Annotated in this window: 30 protein-coding genes; 27 read left to right on the plus strand and 3 right to left on the minus strand. The window is 58.9% G+C overall.

What is annotated here, in order from left to right; translation table 11 throughout:
* The first annotated feature begins 3 nt into the window (after positions 1–3).
* From GAL01_RS04375 to GAL01_RS04505, 27 genes are all read left to right on the plus strand, one after another.
* On the plus strand, positions 4–300 hold the full coding sequence (locus GAL01_RS04375) for a 50S ribosomal protein L23 (RefSeq protein WP_174694446.1): 297 nt from the start codon (positions 4–6) through the stop codon (positions 298–300).
* Between the two features lie 16 nt (positions 301–316).
* A complete protein-coding gene (gene rplB, locus GAL01_RS04380) occupies positions 317–1,147 on the plus strand; it encodes a 50S ribosomal protein L2 (RefSeq protein WP_062029300.1) in 831 nt (276 codons plus the stop codon).
* Between the two features lie 16 nt (positions 1,148–1,163).
* A complete protein-coding gene (gene rpsS / locus GAL01_RS04385; RefSeq protein ID WP_011251962.1) occupies positions 1,164–1,442 on the plus strand; it encodes a 30S ribosomal protein S19 in 279 nt (92 codons plus the stop codon).
* Between the two features lie 2 nt (positions 1,443–1,444).
* Positions 1,445–1,873: a 50S ribosomal protein L22 gene (gene rplV / locus GAL01_RS04390; RefSeq protein WP_062029303.1), complete on the plus strand. Its 429-nt coding sequence runs from the start codon at positions 1,445–1,447 to the stop codon at positions 1,871–1,873.
* Between the two features lie 3 nt (positions 1,874–1,876).
* Positions 1,877–2,554, plus strand: coding sequence for a 30S ribosomal protein S3 (gene rpsC, locus GAL01_RS04395; protein ID WP_011251960.1), 678 nt, complete (start codon positions 1,877–1,879; stop codon positions 2,552–2,554).
* A 57-nt stretch (positions 2,555–2,611) separates the two neighbouring features.
* Positions 2,612–3,028 carry a 50S ribosomal protein L16 gene (gene rplP / locus GAL01_RS04400; RefSeq protein ID WP_011251959.1) on the plus strand — a complete coding sequence of 139 codons (417 nt, stop codon included), beginning with the start codon at positions 2,612–2,614 and terminating at the stop codon, positions 3,026–3,028.
* A complete protein-coding gene (gene rpmC, locus GAL01_RS04405; protein ID WP_062029304.1) occupies positions 3,028–3,261 on the plus strand; it encodes a 50S ribosomal protein L29 in 234 nt (77 codons plus the stop codon). The genes rplP and rpmC overlap by 1 nt, the downstream gene beginning before the upstream one ends.
* Before the next feature lie 13 nt (positions 3,262–3,274).
* Positions 3,275–3,547: a 30S ribosomal protein S17 gene (gene rpsQ / locus GAL01_RS04410; protein WP_062029305.1), complete on the plus strand. Its 273-nt coding sequence runs from the start codon at positions 3,275–3,277 to the stop codon at positions 3,545–3,547.
* A 12-nt stretch (positions 3,548–3,559) separates the two neighbouring features.
* The gene (gene rplN / locus GAL01_RS04415; RefSeq protein WP_011251956.1) at positions 3,560–3,928 is read left to right on the plus strand and encodes a 50S ribosomal protein L14; all 369 of its coding nucleotides are present in this window, start codon (positions 3,560–3,562) and stop codon (positions 3,926–3,928) included.
* A complete protein-coding gene (gene rplX / locus GAL01_RS04420; RefSeq protein WP_062029306.1) occupies positions 3,928–4,248 on the plus strand; it encodes a 50S ribosomal protein L24 in 321 nt (106 codons plus the stop codon). The genes rplN and rplX overlap by 1 nt, the downstream gene beginning before the upstream one ends.
* 11 nt (positions 4,249–4,259) lie before the next feature.
* Positions 4,260–4,823: a 50S ribosomal protein L5 gene (gene rplE, locus GAL01_RS04425; protein WP_062029307.1), complete on the plus strand. Its 564-nt coding sequence runs from the start codon at positions 4,260–4,262 to the stop codon at positions 4,821–4,823.
* A gap of 132 nt (positions 4,824–4,955) precedes the next feature.
* Positions 4,956–5,261: a 30S ribosomal protein S14 gene (gene rpsN, locus GAL01_RS04430; RefSeq protein ID WP_011251953.1), complete on the plus strand. Its 306-nt coding sequence runs from the start codon at positions 4,956–4,958 to the stop codon at positions 5,259–5,261.
* A 12-nt stretch (positions 5,262–5,273) separates the two neighbouring features.
* Positions 5,274–5,672, plus strand: coding sequence for a 30S ribosomal protein S8 (rpsH, locus tag GAL01_RS04435; RefSeq protein ID WP_011251952.1), 399 nt, complete (start codon positions 5,274–5,276; stop codon positions 5,670–5,672).
* A gap of 10 nt (positions 5,673–5,682) precedes the next feature.
* Positions 5,683–6,219, plus strand: a complete 537-nt coding sequence (gene rplF, locus GAL01_RS04440; RefSeq protein ID WP_062029308.1) for a 50S ribosomal protein L6 — start codon at positions 5,683–5,685, stop codon at positions 6,217–6,219.
* A complete protein-coding gene (gene rplR, locus GAL01_RS04445; protein ID WP_062029310.1) occupies positions 6,219–6,581 on the plus strand; it encodes a 50S ribosomal protein L18 in 363 nt (120 codons plus the stop codon). Before rplF ends, rplR begins: the two co-directional genes overlap by 1 nt.
* A gap of 12 nt (positions 6,582–6,593) precedes the next feature.
* Positions 6,594–7,169 (plus strand): 30S ribosomal protein S5, encoded by a 576-nt coding sequence (gene rpsE, locus GAL01_RS04450; protein WP_011251949.1) that lies wholly within the window; start codon positions 6,594–6,596, stop codon positions 7,167–7,169.
* On the plus strand, positions 7,162–7,350 hold the full coding sequence (gene rpmD / locus GAL01_RS04455) for a 50S ribosomal protein L30 (protein WP_011251948.1): 189 nt from the start codon (positions 7,162–7,164) through the stop codon (positions 7,348–7,350). Before rpsE ends, rpmD begins: the two co-directional genes overlap by 8 nt.
* 1 nt (position 7,351) lies before the next feature.
* Positions 7,352–7,840 (plus strand): 50S ribosomal protein L15, encoded by a 489-nt coding sequence (rplO, locus tag GAL01_RS04460; RefSeq protein WP_062029312.1) that lies wholly within the window; start codon positions 7,352–7,354, stop codon positions 7,838–7,840.
* Between the two features lie 97 nt (positions 7,841–7,937).
* Positions 7,938–9,311, plus strand: coding sequence for a preprotein translocase subunit SecY (gene secY / locus GAL01_RS04465; RefSeq protein WP_062029314.1), 1,374 nt, complete (start codon positions 7,938–7,940; stop codon positions 9,309–9,311).
* Positions 9,308–9,889, plus strand: a complete 582-nt coding sequence (locus GAL01_RS04470; RefSeq protein WP_062029317.1) for an adenylate kinase — start codon at positions 9,308–9,310, stop codon at positions 9,887–9,889. Before secY ends, GAL01_RS04470 begins: the two co-directional genes overlap by 4 nt.
* Positions 9,890–10,105: 216 nt before the next feature.
* A complete protein-coding gene (gene rpsM, locus GAL01_RS04475; protein ID WP_062029339.1) occupies positions 10,106–10,483 on the plus strand; it encodes a 30S ribosomal protein S13 in 378 nt (125 codons plus the stop codon).
* 57 nt (positions 10,484–10,540) lie between these two features.
* The gene (rpsK, locus tag GAL01_RS04480; protein ID WP_011251943.1) at positions 10,541–10,933 is read left to right on the plus strand and encodes a 30S ribosomal protein S11; all 393 of its coding nucleotides are present in this window, start codon (positions 10,541–10,543) and stop codon (positions 10,931–10,933) included.
* 132 nt (positions 10,934–11,065) lie between these two features.
* Positions 11,066–12,085, plus strand: coding sequence for a DNA-directed RNA polymerase subunit alpha (locus tag GAL01_RS04485; RefSeq protein WP_011251942.1), 1,020 nt, complete (start codon positions 11,066–11,068; stop codon positions 12,083–12,085).
* Between the two features lie 27 nt (positions 12,086–12,112).
* A complete protein-coding gene (gene rplQ / locus GAL01_RS04490; protein ID WP_011251941.1) occupies positions 12,113–12,535 on the plus strand; it encodes a 50S ribosomal protein L17 in 423 nt (140 codons plus the stop codon).
* A gap of 338 nt (positions 12,536–12,873) precedes the next feature.
* Positions 12,874–14,184: an MFS transporter gene (locus tag GAL01_RS04495; RefSeq protein WP_062029319.1), complete on the plus strand. Its 1,311-nt coding sequence runs from the start codon at positions 12,874–12,876 to the stop codon at positions 14,182–14,184.
* Between the two features lie 115 nt (positions 14,185–14,299).
* On the plus strand, positions 14,300–14,500 hold the full coding sequence (locus GAL01_RS04500; protein WP_099253093.1) for a hypothetical protein: 201 nt from the start codon (positions 14,300–14,302) through the stop codon (positions 14,498–14,500).
* 61 nt (positions 14,501–14,561) lie between these two features.
* Entirely contained in the window at positions 14,562–14,732 is a 171-nt protein-coding gene (locus tag GAL01_RS04505; RefSeq protein WP_077803141.1) for a DUF1328 domain-containing protein, read from the plus strand.
* Between the two features lie 80 nt (positions 14,733–14,812).
* Here the strand turns inward: GAL01_RS04505 and GAL01_RS04510 are convergent, their stop codons facing one another.
* The 3 genes from GAL01_RS04510 to GAL01_RS04520 are packed head-to-tail and all read right to left on the minus strand — an operon-like array spanning position 14,813 to position 22,832.
* Positions 14,813–16,357: an efflux transporter outer membrane subunit gene (locus GAL01_RS04510; RefSeq protein WP_062029321.1), complete on the minus strand. Its 1,545-nt coding sequence runs from the start codon at positions 16,355–16,357 to the stop codon at positions 14,813–14,815.
* Between the two features lie 5 nt (positions 16,358–16,362).
* The gene (locus tag GAL01_RS04515) at positions 16,363–19,635 is read right to left on the minus strand and encodes an efflux RND transporter permease subunit (protein WP_062029324.1); all 3,273 of its coding nucleotides are present in this window, start codon (positions 19,633–19,635) and stop codon (positions 16,363–16,365) included.
* Positions 19,632–22,832 (minus strand): efflux RND transporter permease subunit, encoded by a 3,201-nt coding sequence (locus GAL01_RS04520; protein ID WP_062029326.1) that lies wholly within the window; start codon positions 22,830–22,832, stop codon positions 19,632–19,634. Before GAL01_RS04520 ends, GAL01_RS04515 begins: the two co-directional genes overlap by 4 nt.
* Between the last annotated feature and the right edge of the window lie 8 nt (positions 22,833–22,840).

The following is a 22,840-nucleotide window of genomic DNA, read 5'->3' on the forward strand; positions in this document are numbered from 1 at the left end:
AACATGTCTCAGGAAGCCCTGTATGACGTGATCCGTGCACCGCTGATCACCGAAAAGGCGACGCTTCTTTCCGAGCGTAACCAGGTGGTGTTCAAGGTCGCTCCTGGTGCGACGAAGCCTCAGATCAAGGTTGCGGTTGAGAAGCTCTTCAACGTGAAGGTTACCGGCGTAAGCACGCTGGTCCAGAAGGGCAAAGTCAAGCGCGTCAAGGGTCGTCCTGGCCGTCGCTCGGACATCAAGAAGGCGTATGTACAGCTTGCTGAAGGTCAGTCCATTGACCTTACAGCCAAGCTGGGCTGACGCGGGGTAGGATACCATGGCACTCAAGCACTTTAATCCCACGACGCCGAGCACACGCGGCACCGTGCTGATTGATCGCAGCGAGCTCTTCAAGGGCAAGCCGGTCAAGCAGCTGACGGAAGGCAAGAACAAGTCCGGTGGCCGTAACAATCACGGTCGTACGACAGTTCGTTTCCGTGGCGGCGGGCACAAGCAGTCCTATCGTTATGTCGACTTCAAGCGTCGCAAGTTCGATGTGGCCGCAACGGTCGAGCGTCTCGAATACGATCCGAATCGTACGGCGTTTATTGCGCTGATCAAGTATGAAGACGGCGAACTCGCCTACATCCTTGCTCCGCAGCGCGTGAAGGTTGGCGATCGCGTCATCTCCGGCGCCCACACGGACGTCAAGCCCGGCAACGCCATGCCGCTGGGGGCAATGCCGGTCGGAACGATCGTGCATAACATTGAGCTCAAGCAGGGCGCTGGCGGCAAGATGGCCCGTTCGGCTGGCACCTATGCGCAGCTGGTCGGCAAGGACGCCGGCTACGCGCAGATCAAGCTGCAGTCCGGTGAGCTGCGTCTTGTTCGTGGTGAATGCATGGCAACCGTTGGTGCCGTGTCCAACCCGGACAACATGAACCAGCACATGGGCAAGGCCGGTCGTTCCCGCTGGCTCGGACGTCGTCCGCATAACCGTGGCGTTGTCATGAACCCGGTCGACCATCCGCATGGTGGTGGTGAAGGCCGGACCTCTGGTGGCCGTCATCCGGTTACGCCGTGGGGTGTTCCGACCAAGGGTTACAAGACACGTGTTAACAAAAAGACGGATAGCCTGATCATCCGTCGCCGTAAGTCCGGCAAGTAAGAGGGGGCAAACAGAGATGGCACGTTCCGTCTGGAAGGGCCCGTTCGTTGACGGGTATCTGTTCGGCAAGGCTGAAGCGTCACGCGCTTCGGGTCGTAATGAAGTGATCAAGATCTGGTCGCGTCGTTCGACGATCCTTCCGCAGTTCGTTGGACTTACGTTCGGCGTCTATAATGGTCACAAGTTCCTGCCTGTGCAGGTCACGGAGAACATGGTCGGTCACAAGTTCGGTGAATTCTCACCGACGCGGACCTACACCGGTCATGGCTCTGACAAGAAGTCGAAGCGGGGCTGAAAATGAGCAAGCCAAAGCATATCCGCACGCTTGCTGACACGGAAGCGCAGGCCATTGCCCGCAACATCCGCGTCAGCCCGCAAAAGCTGAACCTGGTTGCGGCGATGATCCGCAACCAGCCGGCTGACAAGGCTATCGCCGCTCTTGCCTTCTCGCGCCGTCGTATCGCGCAGCAGGTCAAGAAGACTCTTGAGAGCGCCGTGGCCAACGCTGAGAACAATCATCAGCTCGATGTCGATCAGCTGGTGGTCAAGACTGCAGAAGTCGGCAAGTCCATTGTCATGAAGCGTTTCCACGCTCGTGGCCGTGGCCGTTCTTCTCAGATCCAGAAGTTCTTCAGCCACCTGAAGATTGTTGTTGCCGAGCGTGCGGAAGCACCGGAAGAGACGAAGCCGTCTCGCGGAACCAACAAAGAGCAGAAGGCAGCCTGATCCATGGGACACAAGGTCAATCCGATCGGGCTTCGGCTCGGCGTCAACCGTACCTGGGACAGCCGCTGGTACGCTGGTCAAGATTACGCGCGTCTGCTGCATGAAGATCTTAAGCTTCGTGCATTCCTGCGTCGCAAGCTTTCCGGCGCAGGCGTGTCCCGCGTTGTTATCGAGCGTCCGGCAAAGAAGCCCCGCGTGACGATCTACGCTGCCCGTCCGGGTGTCGTGATCGGCAAGAAAGGTCAGGACATCGACGCGCTCCGCAAGGAACTGAGCCGTATGGCGAAGACCGATGTGGCGCTGAACATCGTCGAGATCCGCAAGCCGGAAATCGACGCCACTCTTGTTGCCGAGAACATCGCTCAGCAGCTGGAGCGTCGCGTTGCATTCCGTCGTGCCATGAAGCGCGCAATCCAGTCCGCAATGCGTCTGGGTGCCCAGGGCATCCGGATCACCTGCGGTGGTCGTCTGGGTGGTGCTGAAATCGCTCGTGCCGAAAAGTATCGTGAGGGACGCGTTCCCCTGCATACCCTTCGCGCCGATATCGATTACGGTACGGCAACTGCCAAGACAACGTATGGTACCTGCGGTGTGAAGGTATGGATCTTCAAGGGTGAGATCCTGGCTCATGACCCGCTGGCACAGGATCGTCGTGCTGCGGAGCAGGCTCCCCAGCGCTAAGACTGTGAGCGAAAGCTCACAGTTCCTTTGCTGGTGCTGATTTGAGGATTTAACAACATGCTTTCCCCGAAGCGGACAAAGTTTCGTAAGGCCCACAAGGGCCGCATTCACGGTCTGGCGAAAAGCGGAACCCAGCTGAACTTCGGTGCCTTCGGCCTGAAGGCGCTGGAGCCGGAGCGGATTACCGCTCGCCAGATCGAAGCCTCCCGTCGTGCGATCACGCGTGCCATGAAGCGTGCCGGTCGTGTGTGGATTCGTATCTTTCCGGACACTCCGGTCTCGACAAAGCCCGCAGAAGTGCGTATGGGCTCCGGTAAGGGTAACCCCGAGTACTGGGCCGCACGTGTCAAGCCGGGTCGTATCCTGTTCGAGATCGAAGGCGTTCCGCCTGAGGTTGCCAAGCTGGCCCTGAGTCTGGGGGCTGCAAAGCTTCCGATCAAGACCAAGTTCGTTCAGCGTATCGGAGACGCGTAATGGCCGACACGTACAAGCCTGCCGATCTGCGCGCGAAGAGCGAGGACGAGCTGAACGCTCTTCTGCTCGATCTCAAGCGCGAACAGATCAACCACCGTTTTTCGGCTGCCACGGGGCAGTCGGAGAACACAAGCCGCGTCAAGGTCGTGCGCCGTGCAGTAGCACGTATCAAGACACTGGCTCACACATCGAAGAACCGTGCGGGCGCCAAAACGTCCGCCGCTAAGTCCTGAGAGGAGACGGACGATGCCAAGGCGCGTCCTGACGGGTCGGGTCACGAGCGACAAGATGGACAAGACGGTTACCGTTCTTGTTGATCGTCGCATCATGCACCCGCTCTACAAGAAGTTTATTCGCCGCTCCAAGAAGTATGCGGCTCATGACGAAGAAAACGTCTGCCAGACGGGTGATCTGGTTCGCATTGAAGAATGCGCACCGATCTCCAAGCGCAAGACGTGGTCTGTCGTGTCGCGCAACGGCGAGGAGCTGGCTTCAGCGTCCTCTTCCGTCAGCGCATAAGGGGGTAGGCACATGATTCATCCCGAGACCAACCTTGACGTCGCCGATAACTCCGGTGCGCGTCGGGTGCAGTGCATCAAGGTGCTGGGCGGCTCCAAGCGGAAGACTGCCTCGGTCGGCGACGTCATTGTCGTGTCCGTCAAGGAAGCAATTCCCCGCGGCAAGGTGAAGAAGGGTGACGTGCATCAGGCCGTCATCGTTCGCACCTCCTACCCGGTTCGTCGTGCAGATGGCTCCGCCATCCGTTTCGACAAGAACGCCGCTGTTCTGCTGAACAAGCAGCAGGAGCCGATTGGTACGCGTATCTTTGGCCCGGTGGTTCGTGAGCTGCGTGCGCGCAAGTTCATGAAGATCATCTCGCTGGCTCCGGAGGTGCTGTAATGGCTGCTCGTATCAAGAAGGGTGACCAGGTTCTGGTCCTCTCCGGCAAGTCCCGTGGCGTTCGTGGCGAAGTTCTCGCCGTGATGCCGAAGGCCGAGAAGGCTGTTGTGCGCGGCGTGGCTATCGCCAAGCGCCACACGAAGCCCAACCGCACAGGCGGAGAAGGTGGAATCATCGAGCGCGAAATGCCGATCCATCTTTCCAACCTGAAGCTGGTTGATCCAAAGAGCGGCAAGCCGACGCGTGTTAGCTTCCGCATTCTGGAAGACGGTCGCAAGGTTCGTGTTGCCAAGGCAACCGGCGAAGTGATCGAAGGCTGAGGAACGCAACAATGAGCGAACAGAAGAACGCTTTGCCGCGTCTGCACCAGCGTTACGAAGAAGTGCTGAAGAAGCAGCTTCGTGAGCAGTTTGGCTATGCCAACGAACTCCAGGTTCCCAAGCTCGAGAAGATCGTGCTGAACATGGGTGTTGGTGAAGCCGCCGGTGACCAAAAGAAGCTTGATGCCGCTTTTGCGGAAATGACTGTGATTTCGGGTCAGAAGCCTGTCAAGACCCTTGCTCGCAAGGCTATTGCCGGCTTCAAGATCCGTGAAGGTCTGCCCATCGGCTGCAAGGTCACGCTTCGTCGTGCCCGCATGTACGAGTTTCTTGACCGTCTGGTGACGATCGCCATGCCGCGTATCCGCGATTTCCGTGGGCTGCCTGCAAACAAGGGCTTTGATGGACATGGCAACTTCGCCATGGGTATCAAGGAACAGATCGTGTTTCCTGAGATCGAATATGACAAGATCGATGCCGTTCGCGGTATGGACATCATTTTCGTGACCAGCGCCAAGTCTGATGCTGAAGCAAAGGCCCTGCTGAAGGCCTTTGATCTGCCGTTCAACGGCTGATCCATAATTTTTCAGACCGATCACGGTTAAAATCAGGATTCGGCCTTCCATTGGAAGGCCGCTTTCCTTTATAGACACGCTGATTGGAAAACCGTCGGGATAGGCCTGACAGGTTCCGGGAGAAAATTCGAGATGGCGAAGGTCTCAGCGGTAAACCGTAATAACCATCGCGCTGCCCTGGTGAAGCGCGACAAGGAAAAGCGGACCGCTCTCAAGAACATCATCAAGGATCGCACATTGTCGGTTGAAGACCGCTTTGATGCGACCCTTAAGCTGGCCCAGATGCCGCGCAATGGATCCGCAACCCGCGTCCGTCTGCGTTGCAAGCTTTCTGGTCGCCCCCGTGCCAACTATCGCAAGTTCGAACTGAGCCGTATTGCTCTGCGCGATCTTGCCTCCGCCGGCCAGATTCCTGGCATGGTCAAGTCGAGCTGGTAAAGGGTAGATCGAATGTCTTTGTCTGATCCACTGGGCGATATGCTGACCCGGATCCGCAATGCGCAGCGTGCCCGTCATGCTGTCTGCGTTGCGCCTGCATCCAAGCTGCGCGCAAGCGTTCTGGAAGCTCTGAAGCGTGAAGGCTACATCCGTGGCTTCGCTGCTGAAGAGCTCCGCAAGGGTGTTGCACAGCTCCGTATCGAGCTGAAGTATGTAGAAGGCCAGCCGGTCATCAAGGAAATCCATCGCGTTTCCAAGCCCGGCCGTCGCGTCTACTCGAAGATCAAGGAACTTCCGCGCGTTTATGCCGGCCTTGGTGTGTCGATCCTGTCCACCCCGCGTGGCGTCCTGTCGGACGTCGAGGCTCGCGCTGCCAACGTTGGCGGCGAGGTCCTCTGCCGCGTCTTCTAAGGAGGATCGCATGTCTCGCGTAGGTAAATATCCCGTCGAAGTTCCGGCTGGCGTGCAGGTTTCCGTTGCTGATGGCATCTTCAAAGCCAAGGGCAAGCTCGGTGAGCTGACCGTTCCGGTTTCCCGTCATGTGGAAGTGAAGATCGAAGGTAGCAATGTTTCTGTTGCTCCTCTTGGTCGCCGTTCCCGTGAAAACTGGACCATGTGGGGAACCACCCGCGCTCTGATCGCCAATACGGTCAAGGGTGTGTCGGACGGCTTCACCAAGGGGCTTGAAATTCAGGGTACGGGTTTCCGTGCTGCTGTTCAGGGCTCGAACCTGGTGATGAACCTCGGCTTCTCGCACGATGTTGTCTATCCGATTCCGGAAGGCATCAAGATCACCACTCCGCGTCCGACCGCGATTGTCGTTGAAGGCAACGACAAGCAGCGTGTTGGTCAGGTTGCGCTCGATATTCGCAGCTTCCGCAAGCCTGAGCCTTACAAAGGCAAGGGCGTTCGGTATGAGACCGAGGTTCTGCGTCGTAAGGAAGGTAAGAAGAAGTAATGGCATCGCAGCAAGGATTGCAGGAACGTCGCCGTCAGCGGCTGCGTTTCCAGCTTCGTCGCAAGAGCGGCGGCCGGCCGCGTTTGTCGGTCTTCCGTTCTAGCAAGCATATTCATGCCCAGATCATCGACGATGCCCAGGGTCGTACGCTCGCCAGCGCCTCCACGCTGGAAAAGACGCTTCGCGATGCTGGCAAGACCGGCGCCGATACCTCTGCGGCCACCCTTATCGGCAAGCTGATTGCCGAACGCGGTGTTGCAGCTGGCGTCAAGACCGTCGTGTTCGACCGCGGCTCTTATCTGTATCATGGCCGGGTCAAAGCCCTGGCAGAGGCTGCCCGTGAGGGCGGACTCTCGTTCTAAGGAGGATCACACATGGCACGTGAGCCAAGAGAAGGCGGCCGTGGTGGTCGTGAGCGCGAGCAGGGCGATGATCTGGTCGACAAGCTCGTCACCATCAACCGTGTCGCCAAAGTCGTAAAGGGTGGTCGCCGTTTCGCGTTCGCTGCCCTCGTCGTCGTCGGTGACCAGAAGGGTCGCGTCGGTTACGGAGCAGGTAAAGCCCGTGAAGTTCCCGAAGCAATCCGCAAGGCAACCGAGCGTGCAAAGCGCACGATGATCCGCGTGCCGATGAAGGAGGGTCGTACCCTTCATCACGACACGTTCGGTCACTACGGTGCTGGCAAGGTTGTTGTCCGTGCTGCTGAAGCCGGTACGGGTATCATCGCTGGTGGTCCGATGCGTGCAGTGTTCGAAAGCCTCGGCGTCAACGACGTTGTGGCCAAGAGCCTGGGAACGCGTAACCCGCACAACATGATCAAGGCAACTTTTGCTGCGCTCGAAAAGGCCAGCAGCCCGCGTCATGTTGCTTCCCGCCGTGGCAAGAAGGCTGCGGAACTGTTTGGCAAGCGCGAGCAGGGCCAGACGGAAGCGGAGGTGACAAATGGCTGAGAATGGCAAGACCGTTCAGGTTACGCAGATCGCTTCGGTCATCGGTCGTAAACCGGGCCAGGCTGAGACCATCACCGGTCTTGGTCTGCGTGGAATTGGTTCCACGCGTACGCTGGAGGATACTCCGGCCGTGCGTGGAATGATCCGCAAGGTTGCCCACCTCATCAAGGTGGAGGGTTGAAATGAACCTCAACGAACTGCGCGATAACGAGGGTTCCCGTTATCGCAAGAAGCGTCTTGGACGTGGCATCGGGTCCGGCAAGGGCAAGACGTCAGGTCGTGGCGTCAAGGGTCAGAAGGCCCGTGAGGGCGTGTCGCTCAACGGCTTCGAGGGTGGTCAGCTTCCGCTGTACCGTCGTATGCCGAAGCGTGGCTTCGTGAACATCTTCCGCAAGGAATATGCTCCGGTAAACCTTGGCGCGATCTCCAAGGCCATTGAAAGCGGCAAGCTGGACAAGGCTGCAACCGTCACCGAGGAGACCCTTCGCAAGGCTGGTCTCGTCAACGGAAGCAAGCTGGCCGGTGTCCGTCTCCTGGCCCATGGTGAACTTTCGTATGGTGTGACCATCGAAGTTGCCGGTGCTTCTGCTGCTGCTCTGGCAGCAGTCGAGAAGGCTGGTGGTACCGTCAAGGTACTCGAGACCAAGAAGGAAGCTCAGGCTGAGGCCTGAGTTTTCTTCCCTGGGCTTCGGCCCGGGTTAGGGTTGGATAGTGAACAGCGTCCCGTGCTTATGTGCGGCGACGCTGTTTTCATGAAAGGACAGGTGGATGGCTTCCGCAGCAGAGCAGCTCGCCGCCAATCTCAATATGAGTTCGTTTTCCAAGGCGACCGAACTCAAAAAGCGCATCTGGTTTACCTTGGGCGCGCTGATCGTCTATCGACTTGGCACGTATATTCCGGTTCCGGGTGTCGATGCGACCGTGATGGGGCAGCTTCTTGCCCAGCATCAGGGTGGCATTCTGGGAATGTTCGACATGTTCACCGGTGGTGCGCTCGGGCGTATGACCGTGTTCGCGTTGAACATCATGCCGTATATCAGTGCTTCGATCATCATCCAGCTTCTTTCCACGGCGCTTCCGTCCATGGAAGCAATGAAGAAGGAAGGTGAGGCGGGCCGTAAAAAGCTTAACCAGTATACGCGCTATCTTACGGTCTTTATTGCTCTTTTCCAGGCTTACGGCATTGCTGTCGGCCTTGAGAATATGACGGCGCATGGTGCGAATGCTGTGGTGGCCCCTGGAGCGTTCTTCATCGCATCCTGCGTGGTGACACTTGTCGGCGGCACGATGTTCCTGATGTGGCTGGGTGAGCAAATCACGTCCCGAGGTGTCGGGAACGGGATCTCCCTCATCATCTTTGCAGGCATTGTTGCCAATCTGCCGAATGCTCTGGCCAGCCTTTTCGAACTTGGGCGAACAGGAGCACTTTCACCCATTTTCGTGGTGATTTTCCTTGTTCTGGCAATTGCCGTCATTGGCTTCATTGTCTTCATGGAACAGGCTCAGCGTCGGGTTGTGATCCAGTATCCGAAGCGTCAGGTCGGAAACCGTATCTTTGGCGGTGACTCCACCCACATGCCGCTGAAGGTGAACACTGCAGGCGTCATCCCTCCAATCTTCGCGTCGTCCGTACTCCTGATTCCTGTAACCATTTCCGGTTTCATGAACGGGCATTCGATGCCGGGTTGGCTCTCGGTCCTAGGCCAGCAGTTAGGCCAGGGCCAGCCGCTTTACATGCTGTTCTATGCCGCGATGATTCTGTTCTTCTCCTATTTCTATGCGGCGATTACATTCAATCCCGAGGAAACGGCAGAGAACCTGCGCAAGCAGGGCGGCTTCATTCCTGGCATTCGTCCCGGCGCAAGCACGGCTACGTATTTCGACAAAATCCTGTCCCGTCTGACGGCGATCGGTGCGATGTATCTTGTGGTGGTCTGTCTGTTGCCACAGATCCTGATCAGCAAATACAATGTTCCGTTCTATTTTGGCGGCACGAGCCTGATTATTATCGTGTCAGTCACGATTGATACGGTCACACAGATTCAGTCCCATCTGGTGGCGCATCAGTATTCGGGTCTGATCCGCAAGCAACGCAGCCGTGGAAGCCGGGGTGGTGTACAGGGAGGCACAAGACGTCGATGAACATTATTCTTCTTGGCCCTCCCGGGGCAGGAAAGGGCACACAGGCCAAGCGGCTTGAAACCCTTTACGGCTTCAAGCAGATTTCCACTGGCGATATGCTGCGTGCTGAGGTGGCCGCGGGTACGGCAATCGGGAATGAAGCCAAGGCGATCATGGAGAAGGGGCAGTTTGTTCCTGATCCGATCATCGTGGCGATGATCCAGAACCGTATCGCACAACCGGATTGCCAGCGCGGATTTATCCTTGATGGCTTCCCCCGGACCGAAAGCCAGGCTGAGGCGCTGGACGCCATGCTGTCTCATCGTAGTCTGACAATCGGTGCGGTCATTCTTCTGGATGTCAACGAAGACGAACTCGTGGACCGTATCGCCAGTCGCAGAGGCGAGGACGGAACGCGGCGTCCGGACGACAATCCCGAGGTTGTCCGCGCGCGTCTTGACGTCTATCGCAAACAGACTGCTCCGATCCTTCCCTATTACGAGAAGGGGGGGCGTCTGCTTCATGTCGATGGCATGAAAGACGTTGAAACCGTTGGCAAAGCGATTGATGCCATCGTGACGGGCGCTGTAAAAAACTGAGTCTGAGAACGGTATCACGAAAAAGTGATCTCTATTATTTGACTCAGGTGGGGTGAGCAGTCTATTGCGCGCCCTCGACATAGGTGTAGCCAGACCGTTCGTGCGTCTGCCGGAATCGGTGGGTGGCAGGTTTGGCTGCAAGATCATCGACCTGGCCATGGCCAGGGATATAACAGTCTGAGGCGGCTTCAGGCCGCTTCAATGGGAGTAACAGGCGTGGCACGTATTGCCGGCGTAAACATTCCGACCAACAAGCGGGTCGTCATTGCCCTGCGTTATGTCTATGGCATTGGCCCGGCGACAGCGCAGTCCATCTGCAGTAAGCTCGAGATCCCCGATGCCAAGCGCGTCAACGAGCTGTCTGACGATGAGATCGTAAAGATCCGCGAACTGATCGATTCCGAACTGCGCGTCGAAGGCGATCTTCGCCGCGAAACCGCAATGAACATCAAGCGTCTGATGGACCTCGGCTGCTACCGTGGCCTTCGTCACCGTCGTGGCCTGCCGGTCCGCGGTCAGCGTACGCATACCAATGCCCGTACCCGTAAGGGCAAGGCTGTGGCGATTGCTGGCAAGAAGAAGGTTACGCGCTAATCCGCGGCTGATCTCTTCATCGACGTTTTTGCTTAAACTTTTAGGACGACCTCTCTCATGGCGAAGGCCGCTGCTCCGCGTATCCGTAAAAAGGAACGCAAGAATATCATTTCCGGTGTTGCTCACGTGCTCTCCACGTTCAACAACACCATGATCACCATTTCTGACGCACAGGGCAACGCGATTGCCTGGTCGTCGTCGGGTGCGCAGGGCTTTAAAGGCTCCCGTAAGTCCACGCCGTATGCTGCCCAGGTCGCTGCAGAAGATGCCGGCCGCAAGGCGCGCGAGCATGGCATGGAAACGCTTGAGATCGAGGTCTCCGGTCCGGGTTCGGGGCGTGAAAGCGCGCTTCGTGCCCTCCAGGCCGTAGGGTTCAACATTACGTCCATCCGCGACATGACGCCTGTGCCGCACAATGGCTGCCGTCCCCGGAAGCGTCGTCGCGTCTGAGTGATGCTTTGCTGCGTATCGCACACGATACGCAGCATCTGTAAGTGATTGCATCTTTTACCGCACCGCTGGTGCGGGCCCAGGTGCCGCCAATTTCCCTTGGCGTGCTTCGTTGTTTGAAAGGCCACGACCTTGGTTCTCCAGAAAAACTGGCAGTCCCTCATCAAGCCGGAGAAGCTTGAAGTCGAGCCCGGACCGGTTGCCTCGCGCATCGCCACTGTCGTGGCCGAGCCTCTGGAACGCGGCTTCGGCATGACGCTCGGTAATGCACTGCGTCGTATTCTCCTGTCGTCGCTGCAGGGTGCTGCCGTGACCGCCATCCAGATCGATGGCGTGCTGCATGAGTTCTCCGCCGTGCCGGGCGTGCGCGAAGACGTCACGGACATCGTCCTGAACGTCAAGCAGCTTGCTCTTCGCATGCATGGTGAAGGCCCCAAGCGCATGATCCTGACGGCCACCGGCCCGGGTGAAGTGACGGCTGGCCAGATTCAGGCAGGGCATGATATCGAGATCATGAATCCCGATCTCGTGATCTGCACGCTCGATGACGGCGTGAAGCTCGGCATGGAATTCACCGTCAATATGGGCAAGGGCTATGTTGCAGCAGCAGCAAACCGTCCGGAAGATGCCCCGATTGGCCTGATTCCCATCGATGCGATCTATTCGCCGGTGCGTCGGGTTTCTTACAAGATCGAGCAGACGCGTGTCGGTCAGGTCACTGACTATGACAAGCTGCTGCTGACGGTAGAGACCAACGGTGCAGTGACGCCGGAAGACAGCCTGGCTCTTGCAGCCCGGATTCTTCAGGATCAGCTGCAGCTGTTCATCAACTTCGATGAGCCGCGTCCGGTCCAGCATGAAGAACCGCAGGATGACCTGCCGTTCAACCGCAATCTTCTTCGCAAGGTTGACGAACTCGAGCTCTCGGTGCGTAGCGCCAACTGCCTCAAGAACGACAACATTGTCTACATTGGCGATCTGGTGCAGAAGTCCGAACAGGAAATGCTCCGTACGCCTAATTTCGGGCGCAAGTCGCTCAACGAGATCAAGGAAGTTCTCACCGGTATGGGGCTGTCGCTCGGCATGAGCGTCCCAGCCTGGCCGCCCGAGAACATCGAGGATCTGGCCAAGCGTCTCGACGAGACGTTCTGAGAACTTTCAAGGTAAGGAAAACTAGCAATGCGTCATGGTGTGAGCGGGCGTAAGCTCAATGTCACCTCTTCTCACCGCGCTGCCATGTTCCGCAACATGGCCGTGGCTCTCATCAAGCACGAGCAGATCACGACGACCCTGCCGAAGGCGAAGGAACTTCGCCCGGTGGTCGAGAAGCTGATCACGCTCGGCAAGCGTGGCGACCTGCACGCCCGTCGTCAGGCTTTTGCGCAGCTGCGTGACGATGCCGTCGTGACGAAGCTGTTCTCGGCTGTTGCCGAGCGTTACAAGGGACGTGCCGGTGGCTACTCCCGCGTTCTGAAAGCTGGTGTGCGTTATGGCGACAATGCCGATATGGCCGTGATCGAACTGGTTGATCGCGATGTCGCTGCCAAGGGCCAGGACAGCGGACCGAAGCAGAACGTTGCCGAGGAGCAGGAAGCCGCCTGAGGCTCCTGTTTTTGAAGCATTGAGAAAGGCCGGGGCAGGAATGTCCCGGCCTTTTTTGATTCGTGGTTTATTTGCCACGATGTTGTGTGATATGCAGTCACCACTCTTTGCAGAATCTTTCCTGTCTCTTTCTGAGGCAGTCTGAATTTCCGCTTCCTTACAGGATGCGGTTTCTCCCTTTTTGAAGAATGTTGTGTCGTTCTTCGTGTGGGGTCTGCACAATTCTGAGAAACAGGTCCGAGCACTCTCGTAGGGCCTGCCACGACGCATCGAATATGTATCCCGGCAATGAGGCCCGGATGGGTTCGTGATGCGTCCAGCGTTTGGAGAGCGTTATAATGTCCGAATCTTCCCCTCCGAAACATGGGCTGGCGGAAACCCTTGGAATACCCAGAGCGCTCTTCTGGGCGTTCGTAGGTCAGCTTCTGTTCATGGTCGGCGATGGCGTGGAAGCGGGGTATCTCGATACCTACATGCTGCACCACGGCCATACGCAGGGTTTCGTGAATGAAATGTTCACGTTTTATGGCATCACCGTGATGATCGCGGCCTGGTTCTCCGGGCCTCTGTCAGATCTCATGGGGCCAAAAAAAGTCATGTGGCTTGGCCTCATTTTATGGACTGTCCTTGAAGTCGGGTTCCTGGCTCTGGGGCTGGGGCCGAACAGCGGACCCATGATCCTGCTGTTTTATACGCTGCGAGGGTTTGCCTACCCGCTGTTTGCATACGGTTTCCTTGTCTGGATTGCTGCCGCTACGCCGACAGCCATGCTGGGCTCGGCCGCAGGCTGGTTCTGGTTTTCCTTCTCAGCAGGTCTTCCCACTCTGGGATCGCAGTTTGCACGCTTTGCCATTCCGGAAATTGGCGAACTTCGCACCTTCTGGTGCTCCCTGGGGCTTGTGATCCTGGGTGGTCTTGTTGCGCTGCTGTTCACGCATGAGCCAACAGGTAAGAAGCGCCTTCTTCCGGACCATATTCCGACCAAGGATATTTTCTTCGGTTCCATGAGCATCATGTGGCGTGAGCCGAAGACGTTGATTGCCGGTATCGTCCGCGTGATTGATACTTCTTCGGAATATGCGTTCCTTGCGATCATGCCCGCGTTTTTCGTTGATCATCTTGGCTTCTCCCTTGCCCAGTGGCTGAACCTCCTGTCACTCATTTTCCTGAGCAACATCCTGTTCAACCTTGTCTCGGGCATGGTGGCAGATACGCTGGGACACCGTTTTGTTGTGGCGGTTTTCGGCGGGATCGGTGGCTTTGTGGCCATTCCACTGTTTTATTACGTACCGCTCTGGTTCCCGGGAAATTTCTGGGCGGTGGCTGCGGCAGGGATTTTTTATGGTGCAACGGTGGCCGCTTTCGTGCCGTTGTCGGGCCTGATGCCGCAGATCTGTCCGCGTGAAAAAGCGGCTGCGCTGTCTATCCTTGGTCTGGGTGCCGGGGCATCCACCTGGGTTGGACCGGCTGTTGTTGCCGGGTGTGAAGCGGTCTTTGGGCCGGGCATGCAGTATGTGATCTGGACGTTTGCGGTGATCTATCTTCTGTCCGCCGGAATGACGATGGCTCTGACCATCTCTCCCGAAGCCCGTCGTTACAATGAAGAGGCTGCGCTGCGGGGTGAAGACGCTCCTGCCGTTGGTCACTGAGCAGGACCCTGATTCAGGACATCCCCTGACTGCTCTGACGATGTAAAAGAAAAGGCAGCCCGTGACCGGGCTGCCTTTTTTACGTTGGGAGCATGTCATGGCAGGGAGAAGACCTATGAGCGCTGATCTGGAACGCCTGCGGGGAGGGGCGGACACATGCCCCTGTGGAAGCAGGCTGGCAGCAAAACTTTCTCGGGTGGCAAGAGAAACGGAAGCACTTGTCAGTGATCTGATGGTGGATCAGCCGCTACTCTGGCTTCTGACCGCATCTTTTATCGGGTTTTTGTTGGGAAAGCGTCTTTTAGGGAAAAATTAAACTTCCGCAGGTGCGTGACGTTACGACATGACCACGAACTCTTGGGCAAGGTACCACCGTCATGCTGCACTACGCGATTGTGTTCTTCATCATTTCCATCATTGCCGGGTTTTTCGGCTTCTCGGGCATTTCTTCGGCTACGGCAGGAATTGCCAAGCTGTTTTTCATTGTCTTTATCGTGCTGGCCGTGCTGGCCATTCTCGCCGGTGTCGCGGGCCTGCATGCCCTGTAAGGGCCTGATTCAGAGCTGAGATTTTCAGGGCTGAAATGAAAAGGGCGGGTGCCGATGGCCCCGCCCTTTTTTTATGCTCTTCAGTTCCCGTTCTTGTCCCTCTGAATGAAGGAGGGAAGAAAAGGATTGTCTGTCTGGAGCGAACCCTTGCTTGGAAGCTGTTGTGTGGTCCAGCCGCCGCCCAGGTCCGTCATGAGTTTGACTTCTGCGAGGAACTGCTGCTGTCGCACGCTGAGCTGGGTTTCCTGATACTGAAGGGCGTTCTGTTCGGCCGTGATGACCGTGGTGTAGATCTGCGTTCCGGCGAGGTACTCGTTCATTGACACCTGAACGGCACTCTGTGCGGTTTTTACGGCAGCATTCTGCAAGGCAAGTTGCTGATCGAGATAGCGCAGCCCGGACATCTGATCTTCGGTGTCCTGAAGCGCTGCCAGAACCGTCTGGCGGTAGGTGGCCACGGCATTGTCGTAATCGGCTTCTGCGCTGCGTACCGCAGCGGATCGTGCACCGCCCTGAAAGATCGTCTCGGTTGCAGCCGCACCAAGGCTCCATGTGCGCGTCGCGGCCTGGATCAGCTGTTCGAGAGGATTGCCGCTATAGCCGTAGGACGCAGAGAGCGTGACCTGCGGGAAGAAGGCGCCGATCTCGTATCCGATCTCCGCATTATAGGCTTCCATGTTGCGCTCGGCCTGCGCCACGTCCGGGCGGCGCTGAAGCAGCATGGAGGGCACGGCGACAGGAGCTGCCGGGATCGTTTCGGGGAGGGGAGAGGGTGCGAGTGTGAGTTCGACCGGAGCACGGCCTGTCAGCATGGCGATGGCGTGTTCGTACTGCGCGCGGGCAATATGGGCGTTGGACAGGCTGGCCTGCGTCGATTGCAGCAGATAGCGGGCCTGAAGGACGCTCGCCGGATCTGCGACACCGGCATCAAGCTGGTTCTGGAGGATTTCCAGATTGTGGCGATAAAGATCTACATTGCGGGCATAGAGCGCAATCAGGCTATCCTGGTAACGCAGGTCGAAATAATCCTGTGCGAGCTGAAGCTGATAGGACAGTCGCATGTTGGCAACGAGGGCAGCGTCGGCCTGTGTGGCTGCAACCTGCTGCTGAACCTGCCGCCGGATCATGCCCCAGACGTCGACGGTCCAGCTTGCGGACGGGCCAGTGGTCCATGTGTTGGACGTGTAGGACTGGCTGGAGGTGTAGGGAATGCCGTTGCTGGCATTCGACGTGCTGCCGCCCTGTGAGTTGCGGTTGAAGCTGAACTTTCCGCTCAGGGTCGGGAAAAGCTGGGCGCGGATCGAGTCAATCGTGGCAGCCGCCTTGCGATACTGCGCCTCATATTCCTTCAGGCTCTGGTTGGACGTCGCCACGCGTTCCTCAAGTTCGTTGAGGACGGGATCGTTGAAGATCGTCCACCAGTCTCCCTTGGGCATTTTCGCAAGATCGGGGGCAGCCATCTGCCAGCCCGGCGGCGGAGGCGCCTCCTTGAATTTGGCGGAGATGATGGCTTTCGGGCGATGGTAGTTCGGCCCGACCATGCCGCCGATACAGCCGCTCAGGAAAGGCAGGGTCGCCGCCCCCAGCAGGGCAGTGCGCAGGGTGGACTTACGGAGGGCGGGCATCAGGACTATGTTCCCCGGGCTGAGAGATGGAAAAAGGAAGCGATGTGGGCACGCAGACGGCCCATGGCGCGTCCGAACCGGTCGAGATACAGGAAAATGACGGGTGTGCTGTAGAGGGTCAGCAACTGGCTGACTACCAGACCGCCGAGAATGGCGATCCCCAGCGGTCGCCGGAGTTCGCAGCCATATCCGTTGCCGATGATGAGGGGCACGGCACCGAACGCAGCCGCCAGAGACGTCATCAGGATAGGACGGAAACGCAGATGGCTGGCCTGACGGATGGCGTCTCTGGCCGACAGGCCTTCGCGCTGCGCCACGAGGGCGAAGTCGATCAGCATGATGGCGTTTTTCTTGACGATGCCGATGAGCAGGATCACGCCGATCATAGCCATGAGGGAGAATTCCTCCCCGCAGATCTGAAGTGCCAGAATGGCGCCAACGCCTGCGGACGGCAGTGTCGAAAGGATTGTCAGGGGATGGATCAGGCTCTCATACAGGACACCCAGCACGATATAGACGGCCGCGAGTGCTGCCAGGATCAGCAGGATTTCGCTGCCGGCGGATTTCTGGAAAGCCGCCGCATTGCCTGCAAACCCGCCGTGAATGTCCGAGGGGACATGCAGCTTCACCATGGCAGCCTGCACGGCATCCACGGCAGTACCAAGCGAAACACCGGGCGCAAGATTGAAGGACACGGTCGTCGCAACGGACTGCCCATCATGGCTGACGGTCAGGGCCGTATTGGTGTTGCGCTGCCGTGAGAGGACGGACAGGGGCACCATGTTGTCCACGCTTGTGGCGACGGCCGCACCGCTCGACGCTGACTTTCCGCCTGCCAGAGCGTTGGCGACGGAGTTCTGATAGGATTGTTCACTCTGTGACAGGGTCGTGACAGCCGTTGTGGCACGCGCGCGGATATTGTTCGATGCCGTACCACCCGCCGCTGTTCCGCCGGAGGTGCTGATCCACATCTGTTGCAGCATCGACGGGTCCTGCCAGTAGCGGGGGGCTGCTTCCATGATGACGCGGTACTGGTTGAGGTTGCCGTAGATAATGGATGCCGCGCGCTGGCCGAATGCGTCATAAAGCGTGTTGGAGATGAGCTGCGGCGTGACGGAATAGCGTGCTTCCGTATCGCGGTTGATGGCGATGTTGATCCCCTGACCCCCCTGTTCGACGTTCGAGGTTACATCCATGAGTTCCGGCAGCTTCGAGAAGGCGGCCGTAATTTTTGGCGTCCATTCGAACAGGTCTTCGGCGGAGGGGCCTTCCAGAGAATACTGGTAGGCGGCGTCGCCGGGGCGGGCACCCGTGCGGACACTGCCGGGCGCCATCAGACGGAGCTGCGCGCCGGGAATGTGAGAGAATCTGCGGGTGAGGCGCTGGATGGTGGTCGCAAGATCGTCCGTACGCTCGGATTTGGGCTTGAGAGCGATGAACATGTTCGCCGAATTGGCCGAACGCCCGCCAACGCCCCCCATAACGCCGACGACATCCCGGTCGGACGCGACGCTTTTCATGGCCTTGACCACGATTTTCTGAAGCGCCTGAAACGAGATCGACTGATCGGCGACCACGCGCCCCATGATCTGCCCTGTATCTTCGGAGGGAAAGAACCCCTTGGGCATCTTCACATACAGCACGCCGGCAAGCACCAGAGTGGCGGGCAGCGACATCGCGATCAGGAACTGGTGCCCAAGGGCCCAGTCCAGCGACCTGCCGTAACCCGAAGTGGTGGCGCTGATCATGCGTTCGAGGAAACGGCCTGTCTTCTTCCACAGACCGGGACCGTTATCGTCCGTGTGGGTCAGGAGCTGGGCGCTGATCATGGGCGTCAGCGTCAGGGACAGGAGCAGCGAAATGCAGAGCGTGATGACCATGGTCATCGCGAACTCATGGAACAGGCGCCCGGCTATCCCGCCCATGAGCATGATCGGTGCAAACACCACGATCAGCGAGACCGTGATCGAAACGACCGTGAACGCGACTTCGGTCGTGCCTTTGATGGCGGCGTCCTGCCGGTTGTAACCCATCTCCATGTAGCGGGCGATGTTTTCCAGAACGACGATGGCGTCATCGACCACGAAGCCCGTCGAAATCGTCAGCGCCATCAGCGACATGTTGTCGAGCTGGTATCCCATCAGCGCCATGGCCCCGAAGGTTCCCACGATCGAGACTGGCACCACGATGGCCGGAACCATGATGGCGGACAGGCTGCGCAGGAACAGCAGGACGACGACGACCACGAGCACGACGGCAATGACGAGCGTCTGTTTCGTATCGTCCAGCGAGGCCCGGATTGTCTTGGAGCGGTCGATCAGGATCGAAATGTCGGTATTGCCGGGCAGGGCGGACTGAAGGGCTGGCAGGCGGCCACGGATGCCGTCGATCGTCTTGATGACGTTTGCGCCACCCTGCGAGAAGACCGTGCAGATGATGGCAGCGTTGCCGTTCAGATACCCCGCCTGACGAAGATCTTCGACACTGTTCTTGACATCCGCGAGATCCGTCAGGCGGACAGGCTGGCTGTTGCGATAGGCGATGACCAGATCGCGGTATTCTTCCGCATCCGTGGCCTGGTCATTGGTGGAGAGCATCATGCGCTCGCCATTGGCATCCAGAAAACCCTTGGGCGTATGGGCGTTGGCGGAGGCAAGGGCGGCCCGCAGATCCTCGAAACCGATCCCGTAATGGAACAGGCGAAGCGGATTGATTTCAACACGTACGGCCGGAAGAGACGCGCCCCGGATCTCCACATCGCCGACGCCCTGGATCTGGCTGAGCTGCGGGATGAGGATGTTGCTTGCGAAATCGTAGAGTTCCTGCGGCGTCCGGGTACTGGACGACAGGGTCAGCGCGAGGATGGGCGGACCGTTGGAGTTCGCCTTCATGTAGGTCGGGTTGCTGCGCAGACTGGTAGGCAGATCCTGCCGCGCGCCCTGCAGGGCCGCCTCCACGTCACGCGCAGCACCGTTGATGTCTCGCGACAGGTCGAACTGAAGGGTGATGCGCGTCTGGTTGACCGTGGATTCCGAGGTCATTTCCGTGACGCCGGATATCGCGCCCAGATGCCGCTCCAGAGGGCCGGCAATCGTGCTTGCGATTTCGGAGGGGGAGCCGCCGGGCTGGTTCGCGGTCACCATGATGACCGGGAAGTCCACGTCCGGCAGATCGGCGACAGGCAGGGCGAAATACCCCATGACGCCGCCGATCACGAGAGCGACCGCCAGCAGCGTCGTGCCAACGGGCCTCAGGACAAAGAGGCGGACCAGATTCACGGAGCGCCTGTGTGAGGGCTGGGGGTCTGGGGCTGCGAAGGCGGGCTGTTGCGGCGGTGACGCTGCATGAAGGCACGCGTTTTCGTTCCCAACTCATCCATGAACAGATAGATGACGGGCGTGGTGAACAGGGTCAGAAGCTGGGACATCATCAGGCCGAAAACGATGGCCACACCCAGCGGACGCCGCAGCTCGGAGCCGACGCCCGTGCCGATCAGCAGGGGCAGGGCTCCGAACAGGGCGGCCAGTGTGGTCATCAGGATCGGACGGAAGCGAAGCATCGCCGCGCGCTTGATGGATTCAAGCGGCGTATGGCCCTCCAGGCGTTCGGCTTCGAGAGCGAAGTCGATCATCATGATGGCGTTCTTCTTCACGATGCCGATCAGCAGCACGATGCCGATGATGCCCATGATGTCGAGATCCATCCCGAACAGATAGAGCCCGATCAGCGCACCGATGGCGGCGGAAGGCAGGGTGGAGAGGATCGTGATCGGGTGGATATAGCTCTCATAGAGAATACCCAGCACGATATAGACCGCGATCACGGCTGCCATGACCAGCCAGACCTCGTTGGACAGCGACGAGCGGAATGCCGCCGCCGTGCCCTGGAAGGCTGTCTGGAACTCCGGCGGCAGGCCGATCTGCTTTTCCACGCGCTCGATAGCGTTGGTCGCGGCCCCAAGCGAATAACCGCTGGCGACGTTGAACGACACCGTCGTGGCCGGAAACTGGCCGAAATGGCTGATGAGCAGGGGGGCGAGGACATGCGTCATCGTCGTCACCTGCGACAGCGGCACGAGCCCCGATGTCGGCTGGCGCGTCGGGCCGGACGTGCTGCCACCGGCCTGCGAGGAAATGCCGGGCAGATAAAGCTGGCTCAGGGACGTCAGGTCGGTCTGGAGTTTCGGGTCGGCTTCCAGAATGACTCGGTACTGGTTGGACTGCGTATAGATCGTCGTGATCTGACGCTGGCCGTAGCTGTCATACAGGAGATTGTCGACCGTCTGCGGCGTGATTGAGTATCGCGCACCGGTCGGACGGTCGAGCGAAAGCTGGGCGACCAGTCCCTCAGCCTGAAGGTCCGACGTGACATCCCGCAGCGACGGTTCCTTGCGCAGGGCATCCACGAATTTTGGCACCCAGATCTTGAAGGTGTCGTAATCCGGGTTTTCCAGCATAAACTGGTACTGCGTGGCGGAAATCGAGGAATCCAGCGACAGATCCTGAATCGGCTGGACGTAAAGCTGCGCCCCGATCACCTGATCCCCGACGGAGGACAGGCGCCGCATGATTGCCTCAAGGCTGGACGTGCGCTGTTCACGCGGCTTGAGGTTGATCAGGAAGCGGCCGACATTCAGAGTCATGTTCTGGCCGTCGATGCCCACGAAAGACGAGATGCTGGCGACATCCGGGTCCTTCAGGATCACGTCTCCAAGGGCGGCCTGACGGTCTTTCATGCCTTCAAAGGAAATGGCCTGCGACATCACGGAGATGCCCTGGATGACGCCGGTGTCCTGCGTCGGGAAAAAGCCTTTGGGGATGGTCCAGGCCAGGACACCGGTCAGGACAATCGTGCCGAGCGTCACCAGAAGGGTCGTGACCCGGAAGCGCAGCACGACATCAAGCCAGCGCCCGTATCCTGCGATCAGGGCGTTGATGCCTCGCTCGGTACGGTTGGACAGGCGGCTCCAGACCGTGTTTTTCGTGGATGGCGCATGCGTGTCAGACAGCAGGCGCGCGCACATCATCGGTACCAGCGTCAGGGCGACGACAGCGGAAATGATGATGGTGATGGAGAGCGTCATCGCGAATTCATGGAACAGACGCCCGACGACATCCTTCATGAACAGCAGCGGGATCAGCACGGCGATCAGCGAGACCGTCAGCGAGATGATGGTGAAGCCGATCTCGCCAGCGCCTTTGAGTGCGGCGGTGTAGCGGTCTTCACCGGCCTCGACGTAACGGGCAATGTTCTCGATCACGACGATGGCGTCATCGACGACGAAGCCGGTCGCGATGGTCAGCGACATCAGCGACAGGTTGTCGAGCGAGAAACCCAACAGATACATCGCCGCCAGCGTGCCGATCAGAGACAGCGGAACGGAAAGGCTGGGAATGATCGTCGCCGGAACATTGCGCAGGAACACGAAAATCACGCCCACGACGAGGAGCATGGCGAGTGCCAGTTCGTATTCCACATCATTGACGGAAGCGCGGATGGTCGTGGTGCGGTCGGTCAGAGGCGTGACGTCGATGCCCGGCGGCAGGTCGAGCTTGAGCTGTGGCAGGACGCGCAGGACGTTGTCCACGACGCCAATGACGTTCGCGCCGGGCTGACGCTGCACGTTCAGGATCAGCGCAGGCGTGCGGTTGGCCCAGGCGGCAAGCTGTGCGTTCTCCGCACCCTCAACGACGGTCGCGATGTCCCGTACGCGGATCGGACCGTTGTTCTGATACGCGATCACCTGGTTCATGAGCTGTGCGACGGACTGGATCTGTCCGTCGATGCGCAGGGAGGTGGAACGCTTGGGACCGTCGAATGTACCGGTCGGGGAGTTGACGTTCACCGTGCTGATGATGGTGCGCAGCGTGTCGATCGCGATGCCGTAGGATGTCAGCTTCGGGATATTGACCTGAATCCGGTACGCCTTGCGGTTACCGCCTGACAGGGTAACAAGACCAACCCCGGAAATCTGGCTGATCTTCTGTTCAAGCCGCGTGTTGACGTAATCCTCGACCTCGGGAAGCGGCAGCGTTTTGGACGTGATGCCGAGCGTCAGGACGGGGGTGTCCGCCGGGTTGACCTTCGCATAGATCGGAGGGGCGGGCAGATCGCTCGGCAGCAAAGAGGTGGCATTGTTGATCGCGGCCTGAACTTCCTGCTCGGCCACGTCCATCGACATGTCCAGCCCGAAGCGCAGCGTGACAACCGAAGCGCCGCCGGAGGACTGGGACGTCATCTGGTCCAGTCCGGCCATCTGGCCGAGCTGGGTTTCCAGCGGCGCGGTGACGGACGTACTCATCACGTCCGGCCCGGCGCCCGGATAGAAAGTCGAGACCGTGATCGTCGGATATTCAACCTGCGGCAGGGCTGAGACGGCCAGAAAATGGTAGCCGAGCAGGCCGCTCAGCAGGATGGCGAACATCAGGAGGCTGGTGGCAACCGGGCGCTCGATGAACAGGCGGGACGGATTCACGATCTTGA

Source organism: Gluconobacter albidus (genome assembly GCF_002723915.1).
GTDB classification, from domain to species: Bacteria; Pseudomonadota; Alphaproteobacteria; order Acetobacterales; family Acetobacteraceae; genus Gluconobacter; species Gluconobacter albidus.